Annotated in this window: 20 protein-coding genes; 15 read left to right on the plus strand and 5 right to left on the minus strand. The window is 44.8% G+C overall.

The features are described from left to right. Positions 1-139: 139 nt before the first annotated feature. A complete protein-coding gene (gene yjeH / locus AACR11_RS17750) occupies positions 140-1,408 on the plus strand; it encodes an L-methionine/branched-chain amino acid transporter (RefSeq protein ID WP_029790054.1) in 1,269 nt (422 codons plus the stop codon). Positions 1,409-1,413: 5 nt separating this feature from the next. Here yjeH and pdxR read toward each other — a convergent pair whose 3' ends face one another. Then, a complete protein-coding gene (pdxR, locus tag AACR11_RS17755; protein WP_029790055.1) occupies positions 1,414-2,847 on the minus strand; it encodes a MocR-like pyridoxine biosynthesis transcription factor PdxR in 1,434 nt (477 codons plus the stop codon). Positions 2,848-2,947: 100 nt separating this feature from the next. Between pdxR and AACR11_RS17760 the strand changes: the two genes are divergently transcribed. Then, a complete protein-coding gene (locus tag AACR11_RS17760; protein ID WP_029790056.1) occupies positions 2,948-3,604 on the plus strand; it encodes a pyridoxamine 5'-phosphate oxidase family protein in 657 nt (218 codons plus the stop codon). Here the strand turns inward: AACR11_RS17760 and AACR11_RS17765 are convergent. Together AACR11_RS17765 and AACR11_RS17770 are read right to left on the minus strand one after the other, a co-directional pair. Beyond that, a complete protein-coding gene (locus AACR11_RS17765; RefSeq protein WP_029790057.1) occupies positions 3,585-4,907 on the minus strand; it encodes an ATP-binding protein in 1,323 nt (440 codons plus the stop codon). The two genes, AACR11_RS17760 and AACR11_RS17765, sit on opposite strands and share 20 nt — an antisense overlap. Before the next feature lie 3 nt (positions 4,908-4,910). Continuing rightward, positions 4,911-5,603: a response regulator transcription factor gene (locus AACR11_RS17770; protein ID WP_005453547.1), complete on the minus strand. Its 693-nt coding sequence runs from the start codon at positions 5,601-5,603 to the stop codon at positions 4,911-4,913. 369 nt (positions 5,604-5,972) lie between these two features. Between AACR11_RS17770 and AACR11_RS17775 the strand changes: the two genes are divergently transcribed. Both AACR11_RS17775 and AACR11_RS17780 read left to right on the plus strand, forming a co-directional pair. Then, positions 5,973-7,502 carry a hypothetical protein gene (locus AACR11_RS17775; protein WP_029790058.1) on the plus strand — a complete coding sequence of 510 codons (1,530 nt, stop codon included), beginning with the start codon at positions 5,973-5,975 and terminating at the stop codon, positions 7,500-7,502. Between the two features lie 12 nt (positions 7,503-7,514). Then, on the plus strand, positions 7,515-8,204 hold the full coding sequence (locus tag AACR11_RS17780) for a hypothetical protein (RefSeq protein WP_029790059.1): 690 nt from the start codon (positions 7,515-7,517) through the stop codon (positions 8,202-8,204). 76 nt (positions 8,205-8,280) lie between these two features. Here the strand turns inward: AACR11_RS17780 and AACR11_RS17785 are convergent, their stop codons facing one another. Next, on the minus strand, positions 8,281-9,282 hold the full coding sequence (locus AACR11_RS17785; protein ID WP_009696245.1) for an AraC family transcriptional regulator: 1,002 nt from the start codon (positions 9,280-9,282) through the stop codon (positions 8,281-8,283). Between the two features lie 107 nt (positions 9,283-9,389). Between AACR11_RS17785 and AACR11_RS17790 the strand changes: the two genes are divergently transcribed. From AACR11_RS17790 to AACR11_RS17815, 6 genes are all read left to right on the plus strand, one after another. After that, complete coding sequence (locus tag AACR11_RS17790; RefSeq protein ID WP_005433326.1) at positions 9,390-9,716, plus strand: MFS transporter; 327 nt, start codon at positions 9,390-9,392, stop codon at positions 9,714-9,716. Continuing rightward, the gene (locus AACR11_RS17795) at positions 9,716-10,939 is read left to right on the plus strand and encodes an HlyD family secretion protein (RefSeq protein WP_005453541.1); all 1,224 of its coding nucleotides are present in this window, start codon (positions 9,716-9,718) and stop codon (positions 10,937-10,939) included. Before AACR11_RS17790 ends, AACR11_RS17795 begins: the two co-directional genes overlap by 1 nt. Positions 10,940-11,040: 101 nt before the next feature. Further along, positions 11,041-12,363, plus strand: coding sequence for an ABC1 kinase family protein (locus AACR11_RS17800; RefSeq protein WP_029790060.1), 1,323 nt, complete (start codon positions 11,041-11,043; stop codon positions 12,361-12,363). Between the two features lie 74 nt (positions 12,364-12,437). Further along, a complete protein-coding gene (locus AACR11_RS17805) occupies positions 12,438-13,784 on the plus strand; it encodes a magnesium transporter (protein ID WP_029790061.1) in 1,347 nt (448 codons plus the stop codon). A gap of 813 nt (positions 13,785-14,597) precedes the next feature. Next, positions 14,598-15,836 carry a cytosine permease gene (codB, locus tag AACR11_RS17810; RefSeq protein ID WP_005453535.1) on the plus strand — a complete coding sequence of 413 codons (1,239 nt, stop codon included), beginning with the start codon at positions 14,598-14,600 and terminating at the stop codon, positions 15,834-15,836. A 9-nt stretch (positions 15,837-15,845) separates the two neighbouring features. Beyond that, positions 15,846-17,123: a cytosine deaminase gene (locus AACR11_RS17815; protein ID WP_009696249.1), complete on the plus strand. Its 1,278-nt coding sequence runs from the start codon at positions 15,846-15,848 to the stop codon at positions 17,121-17,123. A 50-nt stretch (positions 17,124-17,173) separates the two neighbouring features. Here AACR11_RS17815 and AACR11_RS17820 read toward each other — a convergent pair whose 3' ends face one another. Continuing rightward, on the minus strand, positions 17,174-17,356 hold the full coding sequence (locus AACR11_RS17820; RefSeq protein ID WP_005453531.1) for a hypothetical protein: 183 nt from the start codon (positions 17,354-17,356) through the stop codon (positions 17,174-17,176). Positions 17,357-17,897: 541 nt separating this feature from the next. Between AACR11_RS17820 and AACR11_RS17825 the strand changes: the two genes are divergently transcribed. The 5 genes from AACR11_RS17825 to AACR11_RS17845 all read left to right on the plus strand — a co-directional run bounded on the left by AACR11_RS17825 (position 17,898) and on the right by AACR11_RS17845 (position 22,577). After that, positions 17,898-18,668 carry a hypothetical protein gene (locus AACR11_RS17825; protein WP_009696250.1) on the plus strand — a complete coding sequence of 257 codons (771 nt, stop codon included), beginning with the start codon at positions 17,898-17,900 and terminating at the stop codon, positions 18,666-18,668. Positions 18,669-18,774: 106 nt separating this feature from the next. Then, positions 18,775-19,428 carry an HD domain-containing protein gene (locus tag AACR11_RS17830; protein WP_017819324.1) on the plus strand — a complete coding sequence of 218 codons (654 nt, stop codon included), beginning with the start codon at positions 18,775-18,777 and terminating at the stop codon, positions 19,426-19,428. A 1-nt stretch (position 19,429) separates the two neighbouring features. Then, entirely contained in the window at positions 19,430-20,167 is a 738-nt protein-coding gene (locus AACR11_RS17835; protein WP_029790062.1) for a helix-turn-helix domain-containing protein, read from the plus strand. A 10-nt stretch (positions 20,168-20,177) separates the two neighbouring features. Then, positions 20,178-20,537, plus strand: coding sequence for a hypothetical protein (locus tag AACR11_RS17840; protein ID WP_009701806.1), 360 nt, complete (start codon positions 20,178-20,180; stop codon positions 20,535-20,537). 183 nt (positions 20,538-20,720) lie between these two features. Further along, positions 20,721-22,577: an MFS transporter gene (locus tag AACR11_RS17845; protein ID WP_029790063.1), complete on the plus strand. Its 1,857-nt coding sequence runs from the start codon at positions 20,721-20,723 to the stop codon at positions 22,575-22,577. Positions 22,578-22,619: the final 42 nt, after the last annotated feature.

The raw sequence follows: 22,619 nt of genomic DNA on the forward strand, positions 1-22,619 counted from the left end.
TCAATTACAACTTATTGAAAACCGACAATTTGCTGTTTATCGGTAAAACAACCGTCATTTTGACGGTCGACAACATCATTTTGATATGCAGAATTTAGATATGCTTGTGGCTTGCATTACCTAGATGTTCGAGGTCGTTATGGAACAACTCAAAAAAGACATTACGCTGATATCAGGAATTGGTCAGCTATCGACAACCTTAATGGGCACGGGTCTATTTATGATTCCAGCGATTGCCGCTGGCATTGCAGGGCACTTCTCACTTTGGGCTTGGATTATTTTATTCATTGCTATTTGTCCCATCGCTTTGACTTTCGCTCAGTTGGGCAAGCGCTATCCAAGTGCTGGCGGCACGGCGTATTTTGTTCGTAAAGCATTTAATAGCAAACTAGAGAGCAGCGTCGCGTGGTTATTTGTTAGTGTTATTCCTGTTGGTGTCCCTGCTGCTGTCGCACTTGCCGCTGGCTTTTTACAACAACTGTTACCAGAGCCCATTAGTAACCACCTTTTCGCTCAAATTCTCACAGTGGCTCTGCTAGTGGTCGTTAATCTACTTGGTACTAAATCATCGGGGCGGCTACAGACGGTCATCGCATTGAGCATTTTTGCTTTAGTCGGTGCATTTTTATGGAAAGGCGATGTGGGACCTGTTGATTTAAGCATGCCTAAGATAACGACGGATTCGACATGGTCAGTTGCTGCAGCGCTTGGTGTCATGTTCTGGTGTTTTGTCGGAATAGAAGCCTTTGCACACATGGGAGAAGAGTTTAAGAACCCGCAACGAGACTTCCCGATCGCGATCATCGTTGGCTGCTTTGTCGCGGGAGCAACCTATTGGGCATGTTCTGTCGTGATATTGAAGTTTGGTGCTTACGGCAGTGCTGAGTTCGACAGCGCATCAATTCCTTGGTTGAGCGCACATCTATTTGGTGATCATGCGAAATGGCTTATCAGTATTATTGGTTTCTCAGCATGTTTCGCTAGTGTAAACCTCTACACTCAAAGTCTGGCTCGAATGGTGTGGGCGCAAGCAAGAGAACACAAGCCAACCAGTGCTATCGCGAGAGTGTCCGTTCGGGGCGTTCCTGCCAATGCAACGCTAGTCGTTGGCGCAATTTTGCTTGCTTCTTGTGTTATTGGTTCGCTATCGGGACTGGATTTGGAGTTCTTCCTTAAGCTCGCGAATGGCATTTTTGTTCTGGTCTACCTGCTTGCTATGCTTGCCGCTTATAAGTTGTTGCAAGGCTGGGGAAAGACGCTCGCGGGAATTTCTTTGGTATTGTGCACCGCAGTGTTCATTTGTTTGGGTTGGTCTATGCTTTACGCCATCACTATTTTTGCCGTGCTGTCTTTACCGTGGAAGCAATGGCGAAAAAAGAACCCTAAACGGGTGATTGAGCAAGACTGATACTCTTATTCAAACAGCTCAGAAATCTGTTCAACCAGAGCATCAATCTCACCAAGCGCGACATTGCCATAACCAAGAACCACTCCTTGCCAATCTCGCACTTTATACTCTGGGTGCTCATAAAAACTCATCGGGCGCAGCACGATACCTCGAATCTTCGCTCGCTGTGTCCATTCGTTCTCATCAATACCATGTTGCCACTTCAACGTGATATGAAGACCGGCAGCTTGACTGATCACCTTAACTTTATCACCAAAGTGTTTTTCTATCGCCATACACAATTGCTCATGTTTGGTTTTGTACAGTCGACGCATTTTACGAATATGGCGGAGTAACCCTCCTTCAGTGATGAAATCAGCCAAAGCCTCTTGAGTATGAGAGGGAGAATCCCCGCTTAGCGCATCTTTAATCACTAAGCATTCTTCAACTAAAGCATCCGGTACAACAAGATACCCAAGCCGCAACCCGTTAAACATGACTTTACTAAAAGAGCCTACATAAAGAACGCGATCATCACGTCCCATTTGGGCTGCAAGCCCTTGCAAGCTGGTATATGGGCGATGGGCAAACTGAAACTCACTGTCGTAATCATCTTCGATAATCCAACGTGACTGTTGCACCGCCCAGTTAATGATCTTTCCTCTTTGTTCGGTATTAAGCGTTGTGCCCATCGGATATTGGTTACTTGGCGTGACATATAAAGCATCTGCATTGCTGGCCGTTACCGCTTCCACATCGAAACCCAATTGCTCTCGAATATAGAGTGGCTCAAATTGATATTGCTGGAATTGAATCAACTTACGCATTTGCGCGTAGCCCGGTTGTTCCATCAAGACTTTGCTACCCGGCTTAAGAGTAACCATAGTGGCAATCGACAACGCTTGCTGAGCCCCGGAGGTAATAATTATCCGCTCAGGGGAACAGCTCACAGAGCGGCTTGATGCAAGGTAGTTAGCTAAAGCGCAACGCAATGCCCAGCTTCCTTGAATATCTTGATTGCCCAACAAGCACGTGCGAGACATATGGCGTGCGAGTAACTTTTGCCATTGAGCCATCGGAAATGCGTCTAAATCAGGCACACCCGGTGCAAATGCACGGTTGATATCAAAGTTACTTTTCGGTGATAAGCCCTTCTTTTCTGAATTAGGCTCAGGCAGATACTGCTCTGGTAATTCCACTGCGACATAAAATCCCGAGCCTTTTTGGCTGATTAAATAACCTTCCGCCACCAACTGCTCATAGGCTGCGATCACCGTATTCCGGCTGATATTAAGCCCTTGTGAGAGTTTTCGTGTTGAAGGTAACTTTCCGTTTTTTGCCCACAATCCTTGAACAATTTTCTCGCGAATTGCGAAAAATAGCGCCTGTTGACGCGTCCCATCACTGTGCTTTAAGTACAAGTCACCAATATCAATCAAAGACAAACTGGATCCATCCATAAGTTAAAACTGGCTCTCTTTAAGCTACCAGTTAAGCGCTACATTGCAATCAAAGATTGAGGAGCAAGTGCTTACCCATATGAGTAAATAAGGAGAAAAAATGTTATCCAGCACCAATAGAACCGAGATAAAGAAAGGCGCACATAAGGCGGTGACGGATGTCGATAAGCTACACGCCATAATAGACGAAAGCTTGATCGCTCATATTGCAATAACCAATGATACGGGTCCGGTGGTTATCCCTATGTTGGCTTGGCGTGTCGACAATTATGTCTATATCCATGGCGCGAACAACAGCCGGCTATTACGCTCGCTCAAACAAGGAGTACAAACGTGCCTAACCTTTACTTTATTTGATGGTTGGGTGTTAGCTCGAAGTGCTTTTCATCATAGCGCACATTATCGCAGTGCCGTCGTCTTTGGGCAGTTTGAAGTCGTAGAAGATAATAATGAGAAAGACAGACTTCTGAATCATTTTATTGAGCAAATTGCGCCAGGTCGAACCGAAGAAGTGCGTTTGAGTAACGAAAAAGAGCTCAAAGCGACCATGTTACTGCGCATCTCCTTGGCGGAAGCATCGGTCAAAGTCAGTAACTTTGGCGTCAACGACGATGCAGAAGACATGGATCTTCCCGTTTGGGCGGGAGTCTTGCCGTACCGAACTGTGGTAGGTCCGCTTCAAGCTTGTGACGATTTATATGAAGGTATAGTAGAACCAGATTATCGTAGTGCTTACCCTAATCGTTGGCAGGAATAAGCACCGTAAAGCGCGCCCCACCTAAATGGCTTTCGCCGACAGAAAGCTCCCAACCCAGTTGCCTTGCTGCACTGGTTGCAATGGCTAACCCCAAGCCAAACCCTTTCACGTCGGCGTTACGGCTCCCATCTAAACGTGAGAACGGGATAAACACTTCTTCACGTTTCTCTTCCGGAATGCCAGGACCATCGTCTTCAATATCAACAATCCAAAAGTGCTCTACAGAACGAATCGTGACCTCTACGCTGAATTCCCCATAACGTTTTGCGTTTTGCAGTAAGTTATCCAGAACCAAGTTCCCTAATGTTGGCTGTAGATGGATAGACTGGTAATCGAGAGCATTTTCAACGGTCAGCTTTGCTTGTTCTAACCCACGATAATTCATGCGACTCTTGCACCACAAAGGCAACTCAATCGTTTCGATAGAGTCTTGTAACGAATGGTTCTTAAGGCTAAGTCGAGAAAGCATCACGATGTCGGATGTCAGATCCGTAACGACGTCTACGTAACGCTCAATGTCATCATGCAGTTCAGCTTGCATCTCACCCTCAGTACGCCTTGCTAAATCAGTGGCTAATTGGATTCGACTAAGTGGCGTTCGAACTTCATGAGGGATGGCTTGAGTGAAAATGTGTGTTTGACGCACTCTTCTTTCGATTTCTTCAGACATACCATTAAAGCCGTTCGCCAGCTCTTTAATCGGTGAAGAGTATTGTTCCAACTTAACGCGAGTATTCAGCTCACCTGAGCCAAATAATCCTTGTGCCTTGGTCAGTTGTCGAATCTGACGATCCAACCTTCGTACAGGGATGTATACCATAACTCCGAGGCTACAAATCACCGTGAGCAGTAGCGTCAAAATAAAGATGATTTCGGAGTCTTCATCCCAATCAATATCCGGACTGAAAAAATCACTCTTTTCTTTAAACACTAAGCTCTGAGTGGTATTAGGCAAAGGAAACACTGCGGCGTATATGCTTCCATCAATCAAATAGACCGGAACGCCTTGCATTCGATAAAGTAACTCGCAGTCCAAGCAAGGTGGCGTGCCATCCCAATTGTCGACAAGCGTTAAATCAAAGATGAAGAAATCTTGCTTTCCGTTTGCCGTTAACTTTTTGTAGAGAGAGTCCGGCGTACCTCGTTGTTCAATGTATTGATCAACAAAGTAAGCACCATCGTTGAGAAAAACACTGACTTCTGTTTTGCGCATATACTCGCCCCCCATAAAAAGGAACAAGCCAATCGTTAACGCAAGACCTGTCACCAGCCCTACATAGAGACGGGAAAACACAGAGAACATCGATTATTTGCCCGTCAGCATGTAACCGCGATTACGCACTGTTTTAATCGTTGCGGTGTGGATGTGCGCTTTGGCGAATTTTTTACGTAACGATGAAATGCGCATATCAATTGATCGATCGGTAATGCAGTACTCAATACCTCTCGCTAAGCGGCAGCATGACTCTCGGGAGACAGGTTTGTCGACATTGAGCATCAAAAGTTCCAAGATTTCGAACTCAGAATCCGTCAGGTCAATATCTTGTTCTAGATAGTACGCTTTAGAGCGACGCGTACACAGTTCAATACCGTATCGGCTCAATTCTGTCTCTTCAACCGTATCGACCTGACGGCAATAGCGACGCAAGGCGGCTTCAATCCGAGCTAAGAGAATATTACCTTTGATGGGCTTGGTTAGGTAATCATCAGCACCAAACTTAAACAAGCTTACTTCACTCATTTCATCATCTGTTGCAGTCAGAACAATAATGATCCCGTGAAAAAACTCGCGTGCTTCCTGACATATCTCTGCGCCATTTTTACCCGGGAGCATCAGATCCAGCAACACCAAATCAGGCTTCAAATCTTTGATTGCATCTAGTGCATTTAGACCATTGTCGACCACAGTCACTAGGTAGCCCTCAGCCTCTAGGTACATTTTGGTTAATCGAGCAATCTCAGAGTCATCCTCTACGAGCAAGATTTTATTGCCAACCATGATCTATTCACTCCATCTATAAAACAGGAGAAGTATATCGTTCGTTTTGTAGGGTGCAACCCACACCGCCGACACTTTTCCTACACAGAACAGCTTACAAAGCCTTACAAACCATACATTTACAATCGGCCGTATCATTGTAGGAGCCAGGAAACAGAACAACCCTCTATTTTATAAATGAATATCAAAACTTTAATTCGGAAATAAAACCAAGAATCACATATAAACCCGTTATTATTTTAGTTTTATCGAATTAACAACCTTACAACTAACCATTTTTAGTGGTTATGACTATATTTGCGCATATAGACAGAAATTTCCTATCCCCCTACATTCCTCGGCGAACCTTCAGTTTGTGAGTACAAAAAGATGAAATTCGCTCAATTAACACCTTTAGCAATGCTGTGTGTGGTCAGCCTATCTTCGTTCGGTAGCAATGAATTCAGTTCGGATACGTCAACACCTCAACCAAATCCAATCACAAGCACCGTATCTATCCCAGCAGCCGTCTCTTCACAGTTTCCACCGAAGTTAAAAGTCGCTTCTGATGCGGGGTTTACCCACTACTTGAAAGTTTCTGTTCCAGCAACCCACGATGACCAATCATTTCATATCATTGCGGTCGATGATGGAGCAAATAATGAGAAAATTTTTCGTGCAGCCAAAATCATCCAGCACTTACTCACAAACCAACCGGGGTCTAAATTCGGTGCCGACAAATCTGAGATCGCTAAGACACTAGCTGAGCACGATGCCACTTTAATGCTGACGAGAGACGATGATCAAAGCAATGAGCTATTAACTAAAGTTTTTGTTGGGGAACTGATTCGCCAAAACAAATTGAGTGATGCGGTATTAGATTCTGGTTTAACACACAGTTTTGATACCGATTCTTTAGAAAAGTTTGTTGCTAGCATGACGGTATTGAGTGAGGACGATATGGATGTTCTCATCGATTCCATCACGTCCACATTAATGAGCAGCCAAGACACGCCAAATTGGCTGATAAACAGTCAATCTTTGATGTATCGAGAGCTGACAGTCGAAGGTGACTGTCATTACATGAGCAACTTTTCGGATTACTGCGCCTATCTCGGAGAACACGCCGATCGAGATGCCGCTTTTGAAGAAATTTTACACTTGGTCCAAGCGCAAGGTATTGCACCTAACCCGTCGACTTCGTCATTGCAAAATGAAATCCAAGCACACGCGCTAAACATCTACAACGATGCTCAAGCAGGTAAGCAAACTGTCTGGCAACCGACTCAGCGTGATTGGCAAGATTGGGAGTCTGACGACTTTGATCCTGAACGTGTAAAACAAACGGGAAGATCTTATTCTCATGAATACTTTGCTGCCGCTTTTGAAGCCTACATGGGCGTAGCGAAAGCAAATGGGCATGGCTTAGATGGCTATCAAGCACTGACTCGTTCAGCGATGCACACGCAAGATCCACAAGCCGTTGAGTGGATTAGTGAACTCTTCCACAGCCACTTACAATACACTGCACACATCGATTCTGAAGGCGTCAAAGTCTACACAGATAACACCCGACCAGGTACGGTTCCTACCTTCCGTATGTCACCAAATGAAAACGGTGTAGTTGAAGCATATACCTATAAATCCCAATGGTTAATAAACGTGAAGATCATTGGCGACCAAGCGATGGATGTCATCGGGAATGATCAAAATAATACGTTTGAAGGCAACGGGCAAAACAACCGTATTTACGGCGAAGGTGGCGTTAACACTTATATCGTTTCGCACGCATTCGCAGACTGTACCCTTTTAACTGCGAAGAACGTATCAGTGACCTGCCCTAGCACTGGTACCGATGAATTATTCGATATACACAACATTCAATTTACCGATCAAATCCTAGATGTAACCAAGCGATAAATGATGAAAAACATGAAGAAACTTACTTTGCTCGCCCCTTTGCTCCTTGTTGGTTGTGGTGGTCTTGCCGTAATGGATCGATCCGATGCGGTGAAAGCACAACCTGAAATGTTGGTCAAAACAGATGGCGATTTCTGGGGATTTGGTGCTGATGGCTATTTCGACTTTGCTGGTAAGTACAAAGGAAAATACTCACGCAGCGCCTCAAAGTCGAGCTGGTTCAATCGCGTATCGTTTAAAGACGGGGCGATGGGTGCAGAAGTCACGCGTATCGACAATGGTAAAACTTGGCTATTGAGTTGCACGGGCGGCAGCATGTCAGTTAACTATATGGGCGTCGATTTCGGTGGAAACGATCCTTACACATGCCAAATCACCCAAGACGGTGTAAAAGTCGGTGAGTTTGCGATGGAGCCTAAATCGGCACTGATTGATATCAGCTTAGAAAAGAAAGAAACAGGCACCGTTCGCGTTGGCGACACTCATTTCAATGTGGAAACCGTACACACTAGCCCTGATGCCATGATGGCGGTAGACATTCCATTGGGTTACAGCTTTAAACAAGGCACACAAGAAATTGCGGCAGTGCAAACAAACGGCACAATCGCAGTACAGATGCTGCCAGAACTTAGCGAGCAACAAAAAGATGTTGTTGCTATCGGTGCGGTTGCAAGTGCACTGAGCTGGCGTCCCGAGCAGTAAACGTCTCATACCCTAAAAACCAAAGCCGCTAAAACGAGCGGCTTTTGTTTACTAACAACACTTGTTCTTACAAAGGCTATTTTTCCAATCGAGCCGCATATTGCTTAGGCGTTAAACCACGATGTTTTTTGAACATACGATTAAAGCTGGCCACATTGGTGTAACCGAGGCGCACCGCTATATCTTCAATGCTGACGTGCTTACTCAACAAACCCGCAGCAACATTGCTCAATACGTAACCCGATACCGTGGAGAAATTGAGACCTAGTTTATGAAGCCGGCGTTGAAACTGCTGGTCAGATAATCCTAACAACGCAGAGACACGCTCTAGCGTTGGTAATCCGTAATGACTGCTGTAGTGCACCACTTCATATATCACTTTCAGTTCATCTTCTGGATCGGGCATATTGAGTAAATCATCCAAATCGGAAAAACTCATTGCTAAACGGTTGTCCTCGCGATGAATTACCTGTCGAGAAGCGAGACGGTCATCGCCGTTAATCCATATTTCGGTCTTGGGTTGGCTCCATTCTACTTCACAGCCAAAGTACTCTTTATAGAGCTCACCGTTTTTCCTAGAGCCAGAAATCATCACGCGCAATGGTTTGTAATCTTGTCCCAGAAATTCACGTAAAATCTTAATCATGAAAATCGCACAGCGAATGCTGTCATGTACTTTCACTGAGGTTTCAACGAAGGGGTTATGGTAAGTCCACTTGATGATCTTCCCTGACTGCTCGCCAGCAAAAAAAGCCCCCGATTGCAGGTTACTCACTCCGTAATTCACACGTCGAATCGTACTGGCTAAATCGTTACCAGAAAATAACCATCGACCGACAGGACCGAGTTTCTGCAATTCGATGCCACGACTCAAATTAAGCACCACATCAGGATCATTACTGAGTTGCTCAACACGTCGATACCATTCCGCGACCGCCTTTAAAGGCACCAATGTCATTGGGTTATGAAACACCGACGACGGGATCCCAAGCTCTTCAGAGCTCAAATTATACTTAGATAACGCGAGGTTATGCATATTTAAAATACCCATCGCGCGAATAAATCGAACCGTTTTCATAACCAATCACATCAAATTTAATCTTATAGTGATTGAATTTGTCACAAACCCTCACCTATTTCAATTCCAGATCACAATACGCCAACAGTTTGATAGAGGAGTGTTTAATGAGTTTACTGAGTGTCCCATTTGTCGGAACAGGCGCAGATACAGCGTTACATGTTGTCGCTGCCGTCGTTTTAATCGCGAGTGTCGCTGGCGCATGTTACGGCTTTTGGAAAATCCATGAGTTGCCAATCAATAAGGCACACAGCAAAGACCATCACCAGATAGGGCTTATCACCGCCCTCACCTGGATAGGATTTGTCTGGCACTGGGTATGGGTGTTAGCCGTAATCTTTGCATTCGTTGATATGGAAAAAGCCATCATCAATCTGCGTGATACATGGAAAAGTAAACCGCAAACAGAAACACAGCCACAAGAGGAGGCATAATGTTAGAAGGTTTAGCGGTATGGGCACTCTTCATCTACCTGCTCCGTTTAGTCGGTATGCCTTGGAACAAAGCAACCAAATCGTTCGCTTATCTTGGCGGTTTAGGTTGGTTAATGTTCGTATGGGTAGGTCTCATTAACTTCACGCCTATGGACTTATCTGGCGGCTCTGTTGTGCAATCACCGCACATCCAATTGCGTCCAGATTCGACCAACGTGAAAGGCAAAGTTGACCATATTTACATCAAACCAAATCAACAGATTGAGAAAGGTCAGCTCATTTACGAACTCGATCCAACGCAATATGAGATCGCATTGAACCAAGCAAACGTGTCAGCTGATTCAGCTCGGGTAGCACTGGCAACAGCACAAGGTGATATCGAGATTGAAGAAGCAAACCATCAAGCTCTGGTACAAGATCTAGAAACCTCCAAGAGCCAATTAGAAGCGGCGAAAGTTGACTACAAATTGCAGAAAAAGATGCTCGATCGTTACGTTGAACAAAACCGTGTGGTCCAAAACACCATCACGGAAAGCGACATCGACAAACAATCGAGTGCCGTTGATATGGCACGCCACAACGTGTTAACTCTTGAATCTCAAATTAAGAAGAAACAAGTTGATATCTCACGAGCAAAACTGGCAATTCATAAAGCAGAATTAGCAGTTGAAACCAAACAGGCTGAATTGCGCCAAGCTGAGGAGCAAATTGCAAAAGCGCAATGGGATTTGAACAGTACAAAAGTTCACGCACCAGCAGATGGCTTTGTGACCAACTTTATCTTGCGTGAAGGTCAACGTGTTTCGATGATGCCGCGTATCAATATGTACACCAACGAGAAGTATGTTCTGATGCGCGTCAATCACCAAGCGATTCGTAACATCAAACCAGGTCAACCTGCGGAATTCTCTTCTTCGGTTTATCCTGGCAAGATCTTCTCTGCAACCGTAGAGGGCATTGTTGAAGCGACTGGTGAGTCACAAGGCAACCTACTTGGTTTGGATGATTCCGTTCGCGCTACAACTGGCAAGAACTTACAGAATAAGCATCACTTTGTCCGCCTTAAGATTGACGAGCCAGAAGGCTACGATATCCCTGTCGGTTCGGTTGGCTTAGCATGGGTCAGCGGTGAGAAGCCGATTGGTTTCCTAGCGTTCTTGGATGTGATTCGTGGCATCATCATCCGAATGAAGTCTCAATTGTACTTCTTCTACTCTATCTAAACTCATAAACCGCCAGTTCTGCTGGCGGTTTTCTTTTCATTTGTATCCAAGCACGTACTTTTCCCGTATAACAAATAGTTAGTCATAAGCGGAGAAGATTCATGTCGGCAAAGGAAAGAAGCCTACCTACCCATCGTATCTCAAGATTCAGCAAGTTTGCTTCCCTTGCAACCCGTGTCGCAGGCAACGTAATTGCAGAAGGCACTAAACAAATCGCCAAAGGTAATAAACCTAAAGCGAAAGACCTGTTGCTGACGCCACAAAACATCGCGCGTTTAACAGACCAACTTGCTCACTTGCGTGGCGCTGCAATGAAGCTTGGTCAAATGCTCTCAATGGATGCTGATGATGTTTTAGAACCTGAACTCGCCGATATTCTCTCCCGCCTTCGCTCCAACGCAGACCCGATGCCAGCCAAACAGCTAAATGGAGTAATGGAAAGTTCATTAGGGACGAATTGGAAAGCCGAGTTCCTGTCCTTTAACTTCAAGCCAATTGCCAGTGCCTCAATCGGACAAGTACACCAAGCCTACAGCGACGGAGGTGATAACCTAGCAGTCAAAGTGCAATATCCTGGCATAAGAAAGAGCATCGACAGCGACGTAGACAACGTGGGTACTTTGCTCAAAGTCGTTGGGTTGATTCCCGAGTCTGTTGATTACAAAGGGTTGCTGGAAGAAGCCAAAAAGCAACTGCATGATGAAGCCGATTACGCACGAGAAGCGCAATTTGCCATTCGTTATCATGACGCTTTGAAGGATCACCCTCATTTTGTCGTGCCAAAGATTCACACTGAAAGTTGTTCAGAATCCGTTCTCGCTATGGAATTCATTGATGGCAGCCCGATTGAGCAAATTGAACACTATGACCAAAATACGCGTGACTTCGTTATGCACAGCCTGCTCGAATTGCTATTCCGAGAGCTGTTCGAATTCAAGATGGTGCAAACCGATCCCAACTTTGCCAACTATTTATACATAGAGAACACCCGTCAAATCGGCTTGTTAGATTTCGGTGCGACTCGCGAGTACAGCGAACGATTCAGCACTGGTTATCGCCAAGCTTTTGCATCGGTTGTTAACGACGACGAACAAGGCTTGAACGATGCACTGGAACAGATTGGTTTCTTCAGCACAACCATCATGCCTACGCAGCGCCAAGCGATTCTTGATTTGGTAAAAATGGCATGTGAGCCAATGTTAGTGGATGAGCCTTATGACTTCAAAGCTAGTGGTTTAGCCCAGAAACTTCGAGAAGCTGGAACCATTCTAAGCATGGAGCAAGACTACTGGCACACGCCACCAGCAGATGCCCTATTCCTACATAGAAAGATCGGCGGAATGTACTTGCTGGCAGCCCGGAGTGGCGCAAAAGTGAACATTCGCCAATTGGTCTCACCTTACCTACAGATAAGTAACCAATAGGCTATTGTTTTTCTGCTAATTTCGAGTACCTTGATCAGCTGCCTATAAGAATAATCTGACTGTCGGGGTGCTCGGTGAGTAAGTTTCAAGACCTCTCCACTCTAATCGAACAAATTGTCCAAGCAGACGAAGCGGATCAAGTCACCGCTTTGAATGATTCTATCGAATGCGGTCTCGAGCCCGGTGCTGTTGCGCTTATCCTCGAAGCCTTTCCTATCGATGATCGTGTGCGCTTGTGGCGTGCATTACCACTAGAGCTACATATTGATGTACTAACGGAAATGCGTGCTGAAGTGCGCCTTTCTATCATCGAAGCATTATCGGAAATAGAGCTAAAGCTCACGCTAGCCAAGCTAGATAACTTATCTTTAATCGAATGGGCAGACTCTCTGCCAGAAGAGTTCATCAATGAAGCACTAGAGCTTATCGAGAAAGATGAACTTGAGCTTTATGATCAAGCGAACGAATACGAAGACGAACAACTCGGTCGTTGGGCAGAGCGTAAGATAATCACCCTCCCTTTTAATATCACCGTTGGTAAAGCAAGACGCTTGATGGAGCGCTATAGCTACGATACACCACAGCAAGTGTATCTCATCAACCGTAAGAAACAGTTTCGTGGTGCGGTAAACTACTATGAAATCTTGCGTAGTGAAGCTGACATCCGCCTTAAAACTTTAGCGATTGAGACCGTCACCGTACTCGATAGTAAAATGGAACTTCCGGAAGCAGTGGAAGCACTTGAGCACAGTGCGCTTCCGGCACTTCCGGTTACCGATGCGGATCAAACCCTGATCGGTGAAGTGGATTGGCAATTTGCATTGAGTACTCAACGTGAAATCTACGAAGCACGTTTGATGGCGGGTACCGGTATGGACGAAGGCGATGACTTATTCGCCCCTGTTTTAAAGAGTTCGCAAAAGCGTGGAGTTTGGTTGGGTATAAATTTACTCACTGCAATTCTAGCCTCCGTCACCATTGGTCTATTTGAAGACGTGATTGCGCAGGTGGTCGCCCTTGCTGTGCTGATGCCAATAGTAGCCTCAATGGGTGGTATCGCTGGTAGCCAAACACTGACCCTGATGGTTCGTGCTATGGCATTAAACCAGATCACTCCAGGTAACCGTTTTGCATTACTCAAAAACGAATTGGGAATCGGCTCTCTTAATGCATTGCTGTGGGCGCTGATCATCGGTGGTTTAGCAGGGCTTTGGTTCCAATCTCCCGTATTGGGCGGCACCATTGCTCTGGCGATCATCGTCAATATTGTTACTGCAGCCTTATTTGGTGTGCTTATCCCAATAGTTTTAGACAAGCTCAAACTCGATCCAGCATTGGCGGGCTCAGTGATTCTGACCACGGTAACGGATGTCGTTGGCTTCTTTGCCTTCTTAGGTACCGCAAGCCTAGTAATGTTATAAAAAGAATTACTCTAGTTAATTAATTCATCATTAGCATTATAATTACAAATTGCAATCCGCATTTGCAATTTGCAACAAACAGTTAAATTTAGGCAACTCATATCACAGAAACCGTGTTTTTTCGGTGGTTTTAAAGTTGGCACACTAACTGCATTGTTTAAAGTGACCCTTCTTAAGCCGAGGGTCACCTAGCCAACTGACGTTGTTAGTGAACTTGAATTTGTTCACAAGTATATAAGCCAATCGCACTCTTTGCGGTTGGCTATTTTTTTGTCTATTCCTTCTCCAACTTCTTCGATTTACCCTCCCGCGCTCAGCAATCAACCTTATTGAATAACTTTACAATCGATTACACAAGTAAAAGTTACGACGTTATCCGTTATAAATACCCACTTAACCCAAATCATCAAGTCAAACTCACAAAAGAATAAGCTTACAAATCGCCTTTCGATTAAATAACAAACAACGGTTACCAGCAAGCTCATAAAAACGTTTGCCAACCATCACTAAAATCAATCAAATCGCAATTTTATAAACAAACCACATAAATATGACATCATAACCACGAACCACCAATAACACCGATTTCATTACACATTACAGAAAACAAAACCCACTTGTAGCTAAACTTTTTTGATTTTTCAAAAAACCATAACACCATGTTTTAAAAAGCATTAATAAATAAAAACCTTAAAGCAAACGCTTAAGTGACAAAAAACTCATTGACTATGAGATTTACATCACGATAATACGCGCCGTTTGCCCAGAAATTGGGATCTATAATTCGTTTTAATTTTCTTTGCGGAGGTAAAAATGGCTGCAGACAATAACTACAGTCTTGGACCGGTTCCTAACACTGCCAGAAAGGGTGTTGCATCATTAACCATGGTAATGTTGGGACTCACTTTCTTCTCCGCAAGTATGTGGACAGGCGGTTCGCTCGGTACCGGACTTTCTTTTGATGATTTCTTCCTCGCTGTTCTTATTGGTAACCTAATCCTCGGCATCTACACTTCTTTCCTCGGTTACATCGGCGCTTCTACTGGTCTCTCTACTCACCTCCTTGCTCGTTTCTCATTTGGCTCTAAAGGCTCTTGGCTCCCTTCCGCTCTTCTTGGCGGCACACAAGTTGGTTGGTTTGGTGTTGGCGTGGCTATGTTTGCAATTCCAGTAAACAAAGCAACAGGCATTGACACAAACACACTCATTATCATTTCTGGTCTACTCATGACTGCAACGGTTTACTTCGGTATCTCTGCACTAATGGTACTTTCAGCGATTGCAGTACCAGCGATTGCTCTGCTTGGTGGTTACTCAGTAGTCGAAGCGGTAAACAGCGTTGGTGGTGTAGCTGAGCTACAAAAAGTACAACCAGCACAACCTATCGACTTTTCTGTAGCGCTAGCAATGGTCGTTGGCTCATTTGTCAGTGCAGGGACACTAACTGCAGACTTCGTACGCTTCGGCAAAAAGCCAAAAGGTGCCGTGATGGTCACAATGGTGGCATTCTTCATCGGTAACTCATTGATGTTCATCTTCGGTGCCGCAGGTGCCGCAGTAACCGGTCAATCAGACATTTCAGAAGTGATGATTGCGCAAGGTCTTCTTATCCCAGCTATCATCGTGCTTGGCTTAAACATCTGGACAACCAATGACAATGCGCTTTACGCATCAGGTCTCGGATTCTCCAACATCACAGGCTTGCCAAGTAAATACATCTCTATGGCAAACGGTTTAATAGGTACATTGTGCGCACTATGGCTGTACAATAACTTTGTAGGCTGGTTAACCTTCCTATCGCTTGCAATTCCACCAATTGGTGGCGTCATTATTGCGGACTTCTTCATGAACCGTAAACGTTACAAAAATTTCGCAGCAGCAGAGTTCCAAACAGTCAACTGGGCTGGCATTATCGCGGTAGCGATTGGCGTTGCAGCAGGTCACTTCCTTCCGGGCGTAGTACCTGTGAACGCGGTACTAGGCGGCACAATCAGCTACCTGATTCTAAATCCTATTCTTAATAAAAAGACACTGGCACAGCAGCCAGCGTAAGGAACCATCATGACAACACTATTGATCAAGAACGCAACGCTTAAGGGACAGGAAGGTCTCCAGCAAATTTTGATTGAGGATGGTCAATTCAAGCGTATTGAAGACAATAATGTAGAACTAGATTACACAGGTGACACTCTTGATGCGGAGGGTGGCATGGCTGTCGCGCCATTCTGTGAGCCGCACATTCACCTAGACACCACGCAAACCGCTGGTGAGCCGAGCTGGAACATCTCTGGTACACTTTTCGAAGGTATCGAGCGTTGGGCTGAGCGCAAAGAAATGTTGTCGATTGAAGACGTAAAATCACGCGCGAAACAAACACTTAAGTGGCAAATTGCAAACGGTGTACAGCACGTTCGTACTCACGTTGACGTTTCTGACCCTACTCTAATTGCTCTAAAAGCAATGGTAGAAGTACGCGAAGAAATGAAAGAGTGGGTAGACATCCAAATCGTTGCGTTTCCACAAGAAGGCATTCTGTCTTATCCGAACGGCAAAGAATTGCTAGAAGAGGCAGTTCAGTTGGGTGCTGACGTTATTGGTGCTATTCCTCACTTTGAATTCACTCGTGAGTACGGCATCGAGTCTCTGCACTACGTTTTCGAACTGGCACAGAAATACGACCGTTTGATCGACGTACACTGTGATGAGATCGATGACGAGCAATCACGCTTTGTTGAAACACTTGCAGCGCTAGCGCACAAGTTCAACATGGGTCACAAGGTAACCGCAAGCCATACAACGGCGATGGGCTCTTACAACGGTGCTTACGCATCTCGCCTGTTCCGTCTGCTACGCATGTCTGGCATCAACTTTGTTGCAAACCCATTGGTGAACATCCACCTTCAAGGTCGCTTCGATGATTACCCGAAACGCCGTGGTGTGACTCGTGTAAAAGAAATGTTGAACGCCAACATCAACGTATGTTTTGGTCACGATGACGTCTTTGATCCTTGGTACCCACTAGGCACTGCAAACATGCTGCAAGTTCTGCACATGGGTCTGCACGTATGTCAGGTAATGGGTTACGACCAAATCAACAACTCACTTGATCTGATCAGCACCAATTCAGCACGCACACTGAACATTCAAGACAAACACGGCATTGAAGCAGGTAAGCCAGGTAGCTTGCTTATCCTTCCTGCAGAAAATGGTTTTGATGCAGTGCGCCGCCAAGTACCTGTTCGCTACTCTGTTCGCCACGGTAAAGTCATTGCTGAAACTCAACCGGCAACAACGCACATTCACCTTGGTCAACAAGAGCAAGTAACGTACAAGCGTTAATCTCTAATCTGCACATACAAAAAAGGGTCTGACTTGCATCAGACCCTTTTTTATTTCTTTACGCGTTGCGTTAGCTGTCTACGGCAACTAATGACATTTCTTAGCAACGAGGGTGTATTCCCTAAATAAACAACCTTGCCATCTTGATCAATGATTGCAGGAACAACCTTTAAGCCTTTCATGTCTGCGCCGTATTCCACCAACTTACGCTCTAGCTCATATAAATCCTGCATAGCTTGGGCTCAATTTATAATTCTCAATTTCGCGTGAATGCTATCCCTCTGAAGGAGGATTAATATTGATCCAGATCACAAAATGGCGATCCAGTTTATGCTTGGCTCAAACATGAGACAGCACAAGCGATCTTGCGCTATTTCCACCATTTTAGATTGTTATCTGTTGTGATATTACTTCAAATTATATTTCATAATATAGATAGTTTACGTAATAAATATTTGCACTCGTGTTGAACAAGCACTAAAGTTAGCAAGTTAGTTGAGCTTTATATTAAAAAGCCAAAAATCGCCCAAAGTAGATTTACCACTAACAACGTCAAAATTAGTACTTATAAAATAAAAGAATAAAACCATATAGGGTCAACAGCGATGTTGACCCTTTTCTTTATCTCTTTTTTATCGAGCTATTCAGTTAAGATTTGAGCTTTTTAATAAAAATGTTTGCATGTGATAACTGACGGTTATCAGCGAGATAAGTGGATTCACAATCAAACAGCGTTCAATAATAGCTCCGAACCAAACATCTCGGAGTGAACACATGAACATTTTCAACAAAACAACATTGGTCGCGGCGCTATCTCTTCCCTTACTTGCAGGATGCGTGACTCCGGGAGAAGACGATCCAAATGCATTAACAAAACAAGGAGCCGCTGGCGGTGCACTTCTCGGTCTTACTATGGGCGCATTAACTGGCGACGCAGAGCTTGCAATGAAAGGCGCTGTCGCAGGTGGTGTTGCTGGCGGAGTAGCAGGAGCTGGCGCAGATATTCACAACAATCGAGAAAACATTCGCCATGATAGCCGTAACGAAGCGATTGGTGGCATCAATGGCGGTCAGAATACAGCAACCACCAACGCACCTCAGCAATGGCAAGAAATCGATAACTTTGTTGGGGATTGGAACGTAAACATCCAAAACCACAATCGCGATTTTAAAGGCTTAGACGGCTTACAAGCGCACGGTTCTCTGGCGAAAACAACAGAAGCAAATATTAAGGTGACCAACTCGCAAGGTGTTGACCTTAATGCCGCATTCACGTTCGACCAACAAGCTGGCTATCAATTGACATTAACTAACCAAGCAAAAGATGTATCGGTCGCATTTGCAGGCGAGCAACAAGCGCAAAGCAATCGCTACAACTTTTATCCGATGAACATTAACGACGTTATCTATCAAGGAATTCCAACCGGTGATGTACGTGTGGAACTAGGTTTCGCAGGTCCAAACGTTTGGACCATCGATAGCTATGCATACATCGACGGAGCAGAGCAAAAAGTGCAGACGTTCCGCTTCACTCGTACACAATAAAACGACAACGTATTCATCGTAACATCGCAATAACAACGTCTCATTTGGCAATTTAATAAAGGCTTAGGCATACTCTGTCTAAGCCTTTATTTTTTAGAAGAAATCCATGTCTCAACTCAATACATCAGAGCTCAACCGATTTGAGTCTCAGTTCCTTCAATTTATGCAACAAGAGATGCAAACCGATGCGGCTCACGATCTCAGCCATGTCCGCCGCGTAGTCAAGACAGCTCGCCAACTTGCACTTCAAGAAGGCGCTGAGTTAGCAGTTGTGTTACCCGCAGCCTATTTGCATGATTGTTTCACCTATCCCAAAGATCACCCAAACCGTAAACAAAGCTCCGCTATTGCGGCAACCAAAGCCATTTCGTTTCTTGAAAGTATCGATTACCCTGCTCAATACCATGACGCCATTGCCCACGCGATCGAATCGCACAGTTTTAGCGCCAATATTACGCCGAATACTTTGGAAGCTCAGGTCGTCCAAGACGCAGACCGCTTAGATGCGCTTGGCGCTATTGGCGTTACACGCTGTATTCAAGTCAGCACGCTATTTGATGCCACCTTGTATAACGAACAGGATATGTTTGCAGAGCATCGAGAACTGGAAGATAAACGATTCACCATCGATCACTTCCAAACCAAACTGTTTAAAATTGTAGATACGATGAACACCAAAGCGGCGTATGAAGAAGCTGTGAAGCGTAAAGCATTTATGCAATCTTACCTAGAACAGTTGCGCCAAGAAGTAGAAGGTTAATATGTCGGAAAGTCACAACCTAATTAAAGAGCTTAAACGCCAGCTCAAGTTGTCCGGTATACACTATGTCGATGTAGCAAAACACTTGGGCTTAAGCGAAGGTTCCGTAAAGCGCTTATTGGCAGAAGGCAGTCAAATTAGCCTCGATCGGTTGGAGCGAATCTGTCAACTAATTGGTTTGGAAATGGCAGAATTGTTTAAGCTATCAGCGGCACGTAACAAAGGGCTGGAATCGCTCACGTTAGAGCAAGAAAAGCAGCTGGTCGACGATAAAGGCTTGTTGCTTGTTGCGGTATGTGTGGTTAATGGTTATCGCTTCGAGCAAATCATCGAGCAATACACCTTTGATGAATTGGAGCTCATACAAAAGCTCGCACAACTCGACCGCCTCAATATCATTGACTTGCTACCAGGCAATAAGATTCGTCTGCGTATCTCCCCGACTTTTCGTTGGCACACCGGCGGTCCTATTCAGCGTTTCTTCCAACAACAAGTTCAAGATGCCTTCTTCCAAAGCTATTTCTCCGCCGAAGATGAAAAACTGGTGATGGCGACGGGGCTGATGAGCTTGCCAACAAACAAAAAGATGCAACAGAAGCTACAGAAGGTCATTGATGAGTTTTACCAAATCTGCCAAAGCGACGACTCATTAGACATGAACGAGAAACACGGTACTTCTCTAGTGATTGCCATGCGTCGCTGGACATTTCCGCTGTTTAAGCCTTGGGAACGTAAATAGGGACTACCTGATGCTCGATAAACTCAAAAGCCTATCTATCAAGACAAGACCTATTCTCCCTTTATTCGTGTTAATTGCATTTGGTGGTTTTGCTGTGTTCGTTGCAACGCTTCTGCAACTTTCCAATATGGTTAAAGAGTCTTATCTGATTCCGAGTGGTGTAGCGGCTTTATGGGCTCTTGCCGCTTGGGTGATGATCTCAAGCTTTCAGCATGTTCCAGAGCTTACGCCAAGCCTTGGCTTTTTCAAACGAATGAAAGCTCGCATGGTACGTCTGTTTTTTTATCTCATTGCTTTGGGCTTTATAGGATTGTCTGGCTTCATCCTATTTGTCACATTGAGAATGCTCAGTGTCTGGTTCCGACACTAAATTCATACTCGTAATACATAAAAGCACCAGTTCGTATCAAATCACGAATTTATGCAATCAAAAGTAGCATTAAGTGTTACTTTTGGTTTCTCATAACGTAACTCTTTTCTTCACACTGGCTTCCTAAAGCCAAGCCTTTAAAGTGCTCCCATCTCAACGCTATTTCGCCTTTACGGAGCCAGCATGTTTCTCACTAAACGATTCTTCCCTTATTTCGTCACTCAGTGCCTTGGTGCACTGAACGACAATATCTACAAAAATGTTCTTTTACTGATGGTGACGTACAGCCAAATTGACTCGCTGCCAATGTCGGTTGACCTTTTTGTTAACCTTGCAGCTGGCTTGTTTATCTTTCCCTTTTTTCTGTTTTCTGCCCACGCAGGTGCGATTGCAGACAACATGGACAAAGCAAAATTGATCCGCCGCTTAAAACTTATTGAATTAGTGATCATGAGTTGCGCTGCGACTGCCATTATGACGCAGAGTGCTATCCTGATGCTCGTCCTCCTCTTCATGACTGGTACTCAATCGGCTTATTTCGGTCCAGTGAAATACGCTCTACTTCCTCAAGCGCTAAAGTCGAATGAACTAGTGAAAGGTAACGCTTGGGTTGAGATGGGGACTTTCCTTTCGATTCTGATTGGTACATTAAGCGCTGGTCTATTGCTCGCAGTTCCAAACGGCATGATTATCGCCTCTTGCATTGTGATTACGCTATCTCTGCTTGGCCTGTTAAGCAGCGCTAACATCCCTTCTCTGCCAAGTAAGAAAAGTGACAAAGTAAAGCTCGAGCCTATTACTGGTTTGAAGAAAACGCTCAAACTGGCACAAAAACAACGCGGTATTTGGATGTCGATTCTAGCCATCAGTTGGTTCTGGTTTATGGGCGCAACTTACCTGACCCAATTTCCAAATTTTGCTCGCGAACACTTATTCGCAGACAGCACTGTGGTTTCTCTATTATTGGCTCTATTTTCAATTGGTATCGCTACGGGTTCATGGCTATGTGAGAAGTTGTCTTTCAATCAAGTAGAACTGGGCATTCTGCCATTTGGTATTTTGGGCTTAACAATTTTCAGTGCAGACCTTTTATGGGCGGTGCCTGCAATCGAATCTTTTCCAAGTCAGTATTACGATATACATAACTTTGTTACTCAGTCTTCGCATATTCGAGTGATGATCGATTTGTTCTTGGTTGGTGTGAGCGGCGGTGTGTTTATTGTTCCCCTTTATGCGTTTATCCAATCACGCTCTGAGGAAGGCGAATGTGCTCAATCTATTGCAGCCAATAACATAATGAATGCACTATTTATGGTCGCTTCTGCTGCTGTTTCAATCTTGATCTTAAGTGTTTTAGAGTTCTCTATCGTTGAACTGTTTGCCATTTTGGCCGTCGGTAACTTCATCGTAGCTGTCTACGTTTACCGCCAAGTACCTGAGTTTACTCAGCGCTTTGTTAGCTACTTACTAAGCCACTGTTTGTACCGAGTATCCGTAACTGGTCGTCAGCACATCCCAGAGCAAGGTGCAGCTCTGATTGTGGCAAACCATGTGAGCTATGTAGATGCTTTGATTCTAATGGGCACATCAACCCGCCCTGTGCGATTTGTGATGGACAAATCAATCAGCGAGCTGCCTGTTCTTAAATACGTTTTCCGCCATGCTGGCGTCATCCCAATTTGCTCTCCACGCAAATGCGCAGAGACTTACAAAAAAGCTTTCGAACAGATTGAGCAGGCTCTTAGTAACGATGAAGTTGTTTGTATCTTCCCTGAAGGTCGCTTGACCTCAAATGGCGAACTAGGCGAGTTCAGACCCGGTGTTGAGAAGATTTTAAAGCGTACACCTGTACCCGTGATTCCAATGGCGTTAAAAGGCTTATGGGGATCTTTCTTCAGTCACAAAAATGGACATGCGTTAACTAAACGCCCTACTCGCTTTTGGTCTCGTATCGAAGTCAATATCGGTGAGTTATTGCAACCAGCCACACTAGATCGCCATTTGTTACAAAAAGAAGTGCAAGATTTGCTAATTCGCTGACAGTAGCCCTGTGGAGAATTTAGTAGGATAAAATCAACATCA

The organism is Vibrio sp. L85 (assembly GCF_963871815.1).
Taxonomy (GTDB): Bacteria; Pseudomonadota; Gammaproteobacteria; order Enterobacterales; family Vibrionaceae; genus Vibrio; species Vibrio harveyi.

Coding starts and splice junctions, on each gene's coding strand:
- AACR11_RS17815 (WP_009696249.1), top strand. CDS start 15,846: ATGACAACACTATTGATCAAGAACGCAACGCTTAAGGGACAGGAAGGT.
- AACR11_RS17840 (WP_009701806.1), top strand. CDS start 20,178: ATGCTCGATAAACTCAAAAGCCTATCTATCAAGACAAGACCTATTCTC.
- AACR11_RS17780 (WP_029790059.1), top strand. CDS start 7,515: ATGAAGAAACTTACTTTGCTCGCCCCTTTGCTCCTTGTTGGTTGTGGT.
- AACR11_RS17775 (WP_029790058.1), top strand. CDS start 5,973: ATGAAATTCGCTCAATTAACACCTTTAGCAATGCTGTGTGTGGTCAGC.
- yjeH (WP_029790054.1), top strand. CDS start 140: ATGGAACAACTCAAAAAAGACATTACGCTGATATCAGGAATTGGTCAG.
- AACR11_RS17845 (WP_029790063.1), top strand. CDS start 20,721: ATGTTTCTCACTAAACGATTCTTCCCTTATTTCGTCACTCAGTGCCTT.
- AACR11_RS17785 (WP_009696245.1), bottom strand. CDS start 9,282: ATGAAAACGGTTCGATTTATTCGCGCGATGGGTATTTTAAATATGCAT.
- AACR11_RS17765 (WP_029790057.1), bottom strand. CDS start 4,907: ATGTTCTCTGTGTTTTCCCGTCTCTATGTAGGGCTGGTGACAGGTCTT.
- AACR11_RS17770 (WP_005453547.1), bottom strand. CDS start 5,603: ATGGTTGGCAATAAAATCTTGCTCGTAGAGGATGACTCTGAGATTGCT.
- AACR11_RS17795 (WP_005453541.1), top strand. CDS start 9,716: ATGTTAGAAGGTTTAGCGGTATGGGCACTCTTCATCTACCTGCTCCGT.
- codB (WP_005453535.1), top strand. CDS start 14,598: ATGGCTGCAGACAATAACTACAGTCTTGGACCGGTTCCTAACACTGCC.
- AACR11_RS17825 (WP_009696250.1), top strand. CDS start 17,898: ATGAACATTTTCAACAAAACAACATTGGTCGCGGCGCTATCTCTTCCC.
- pdxR (WP_029790055.1), bottom strand. CDS start 2,847: ATGGATGGATCCAGTTTGTCTTTGATTGATATTGGTGACTTGTACTTA.
- AACR11_RS17830 (WP_017819324.1), top strand. CDS start 18,775: ATGTCTCAACTCAATACATCAGAGCTCAACCGATTTGAGTCTCAGTTC.
- AACR11_RS17790 (WP_005433326.1), top strand. CDS start 9,390: ATGAGTTTACTGAGTGTCCCATTTGTCGGAACAGGCGCAGATACAGCG.
- AACR11_RS17835 (WP_029790062.1), top strand. CDS start 19,430: ATGTCGGAAAGTCACAACCTAATTAAAGAGCTTAAACGCCAGCTCAAG.
- AACR11_RS17760 (WP_029790056.1), top strand. CDS start 2,948: ATGTTATCCAGCACCAATAGAACCGAGATAAAGAAAGGCGCACATAAG.
- AACR11_RS17800 (WP_029790060.1), top strand. CDS start 11,041: ATGTCGGCAAAGGAAAGAAGCCTACCTACCCATCGTATCTCAAGATTC.
- AACR11_RS17820 (WP_005453531.1), bottom strand. CDS start 17,356: ATGCAGGATTTATATGAGCTAGAGCGTAAGTTGGTGGAATACGGCGCA.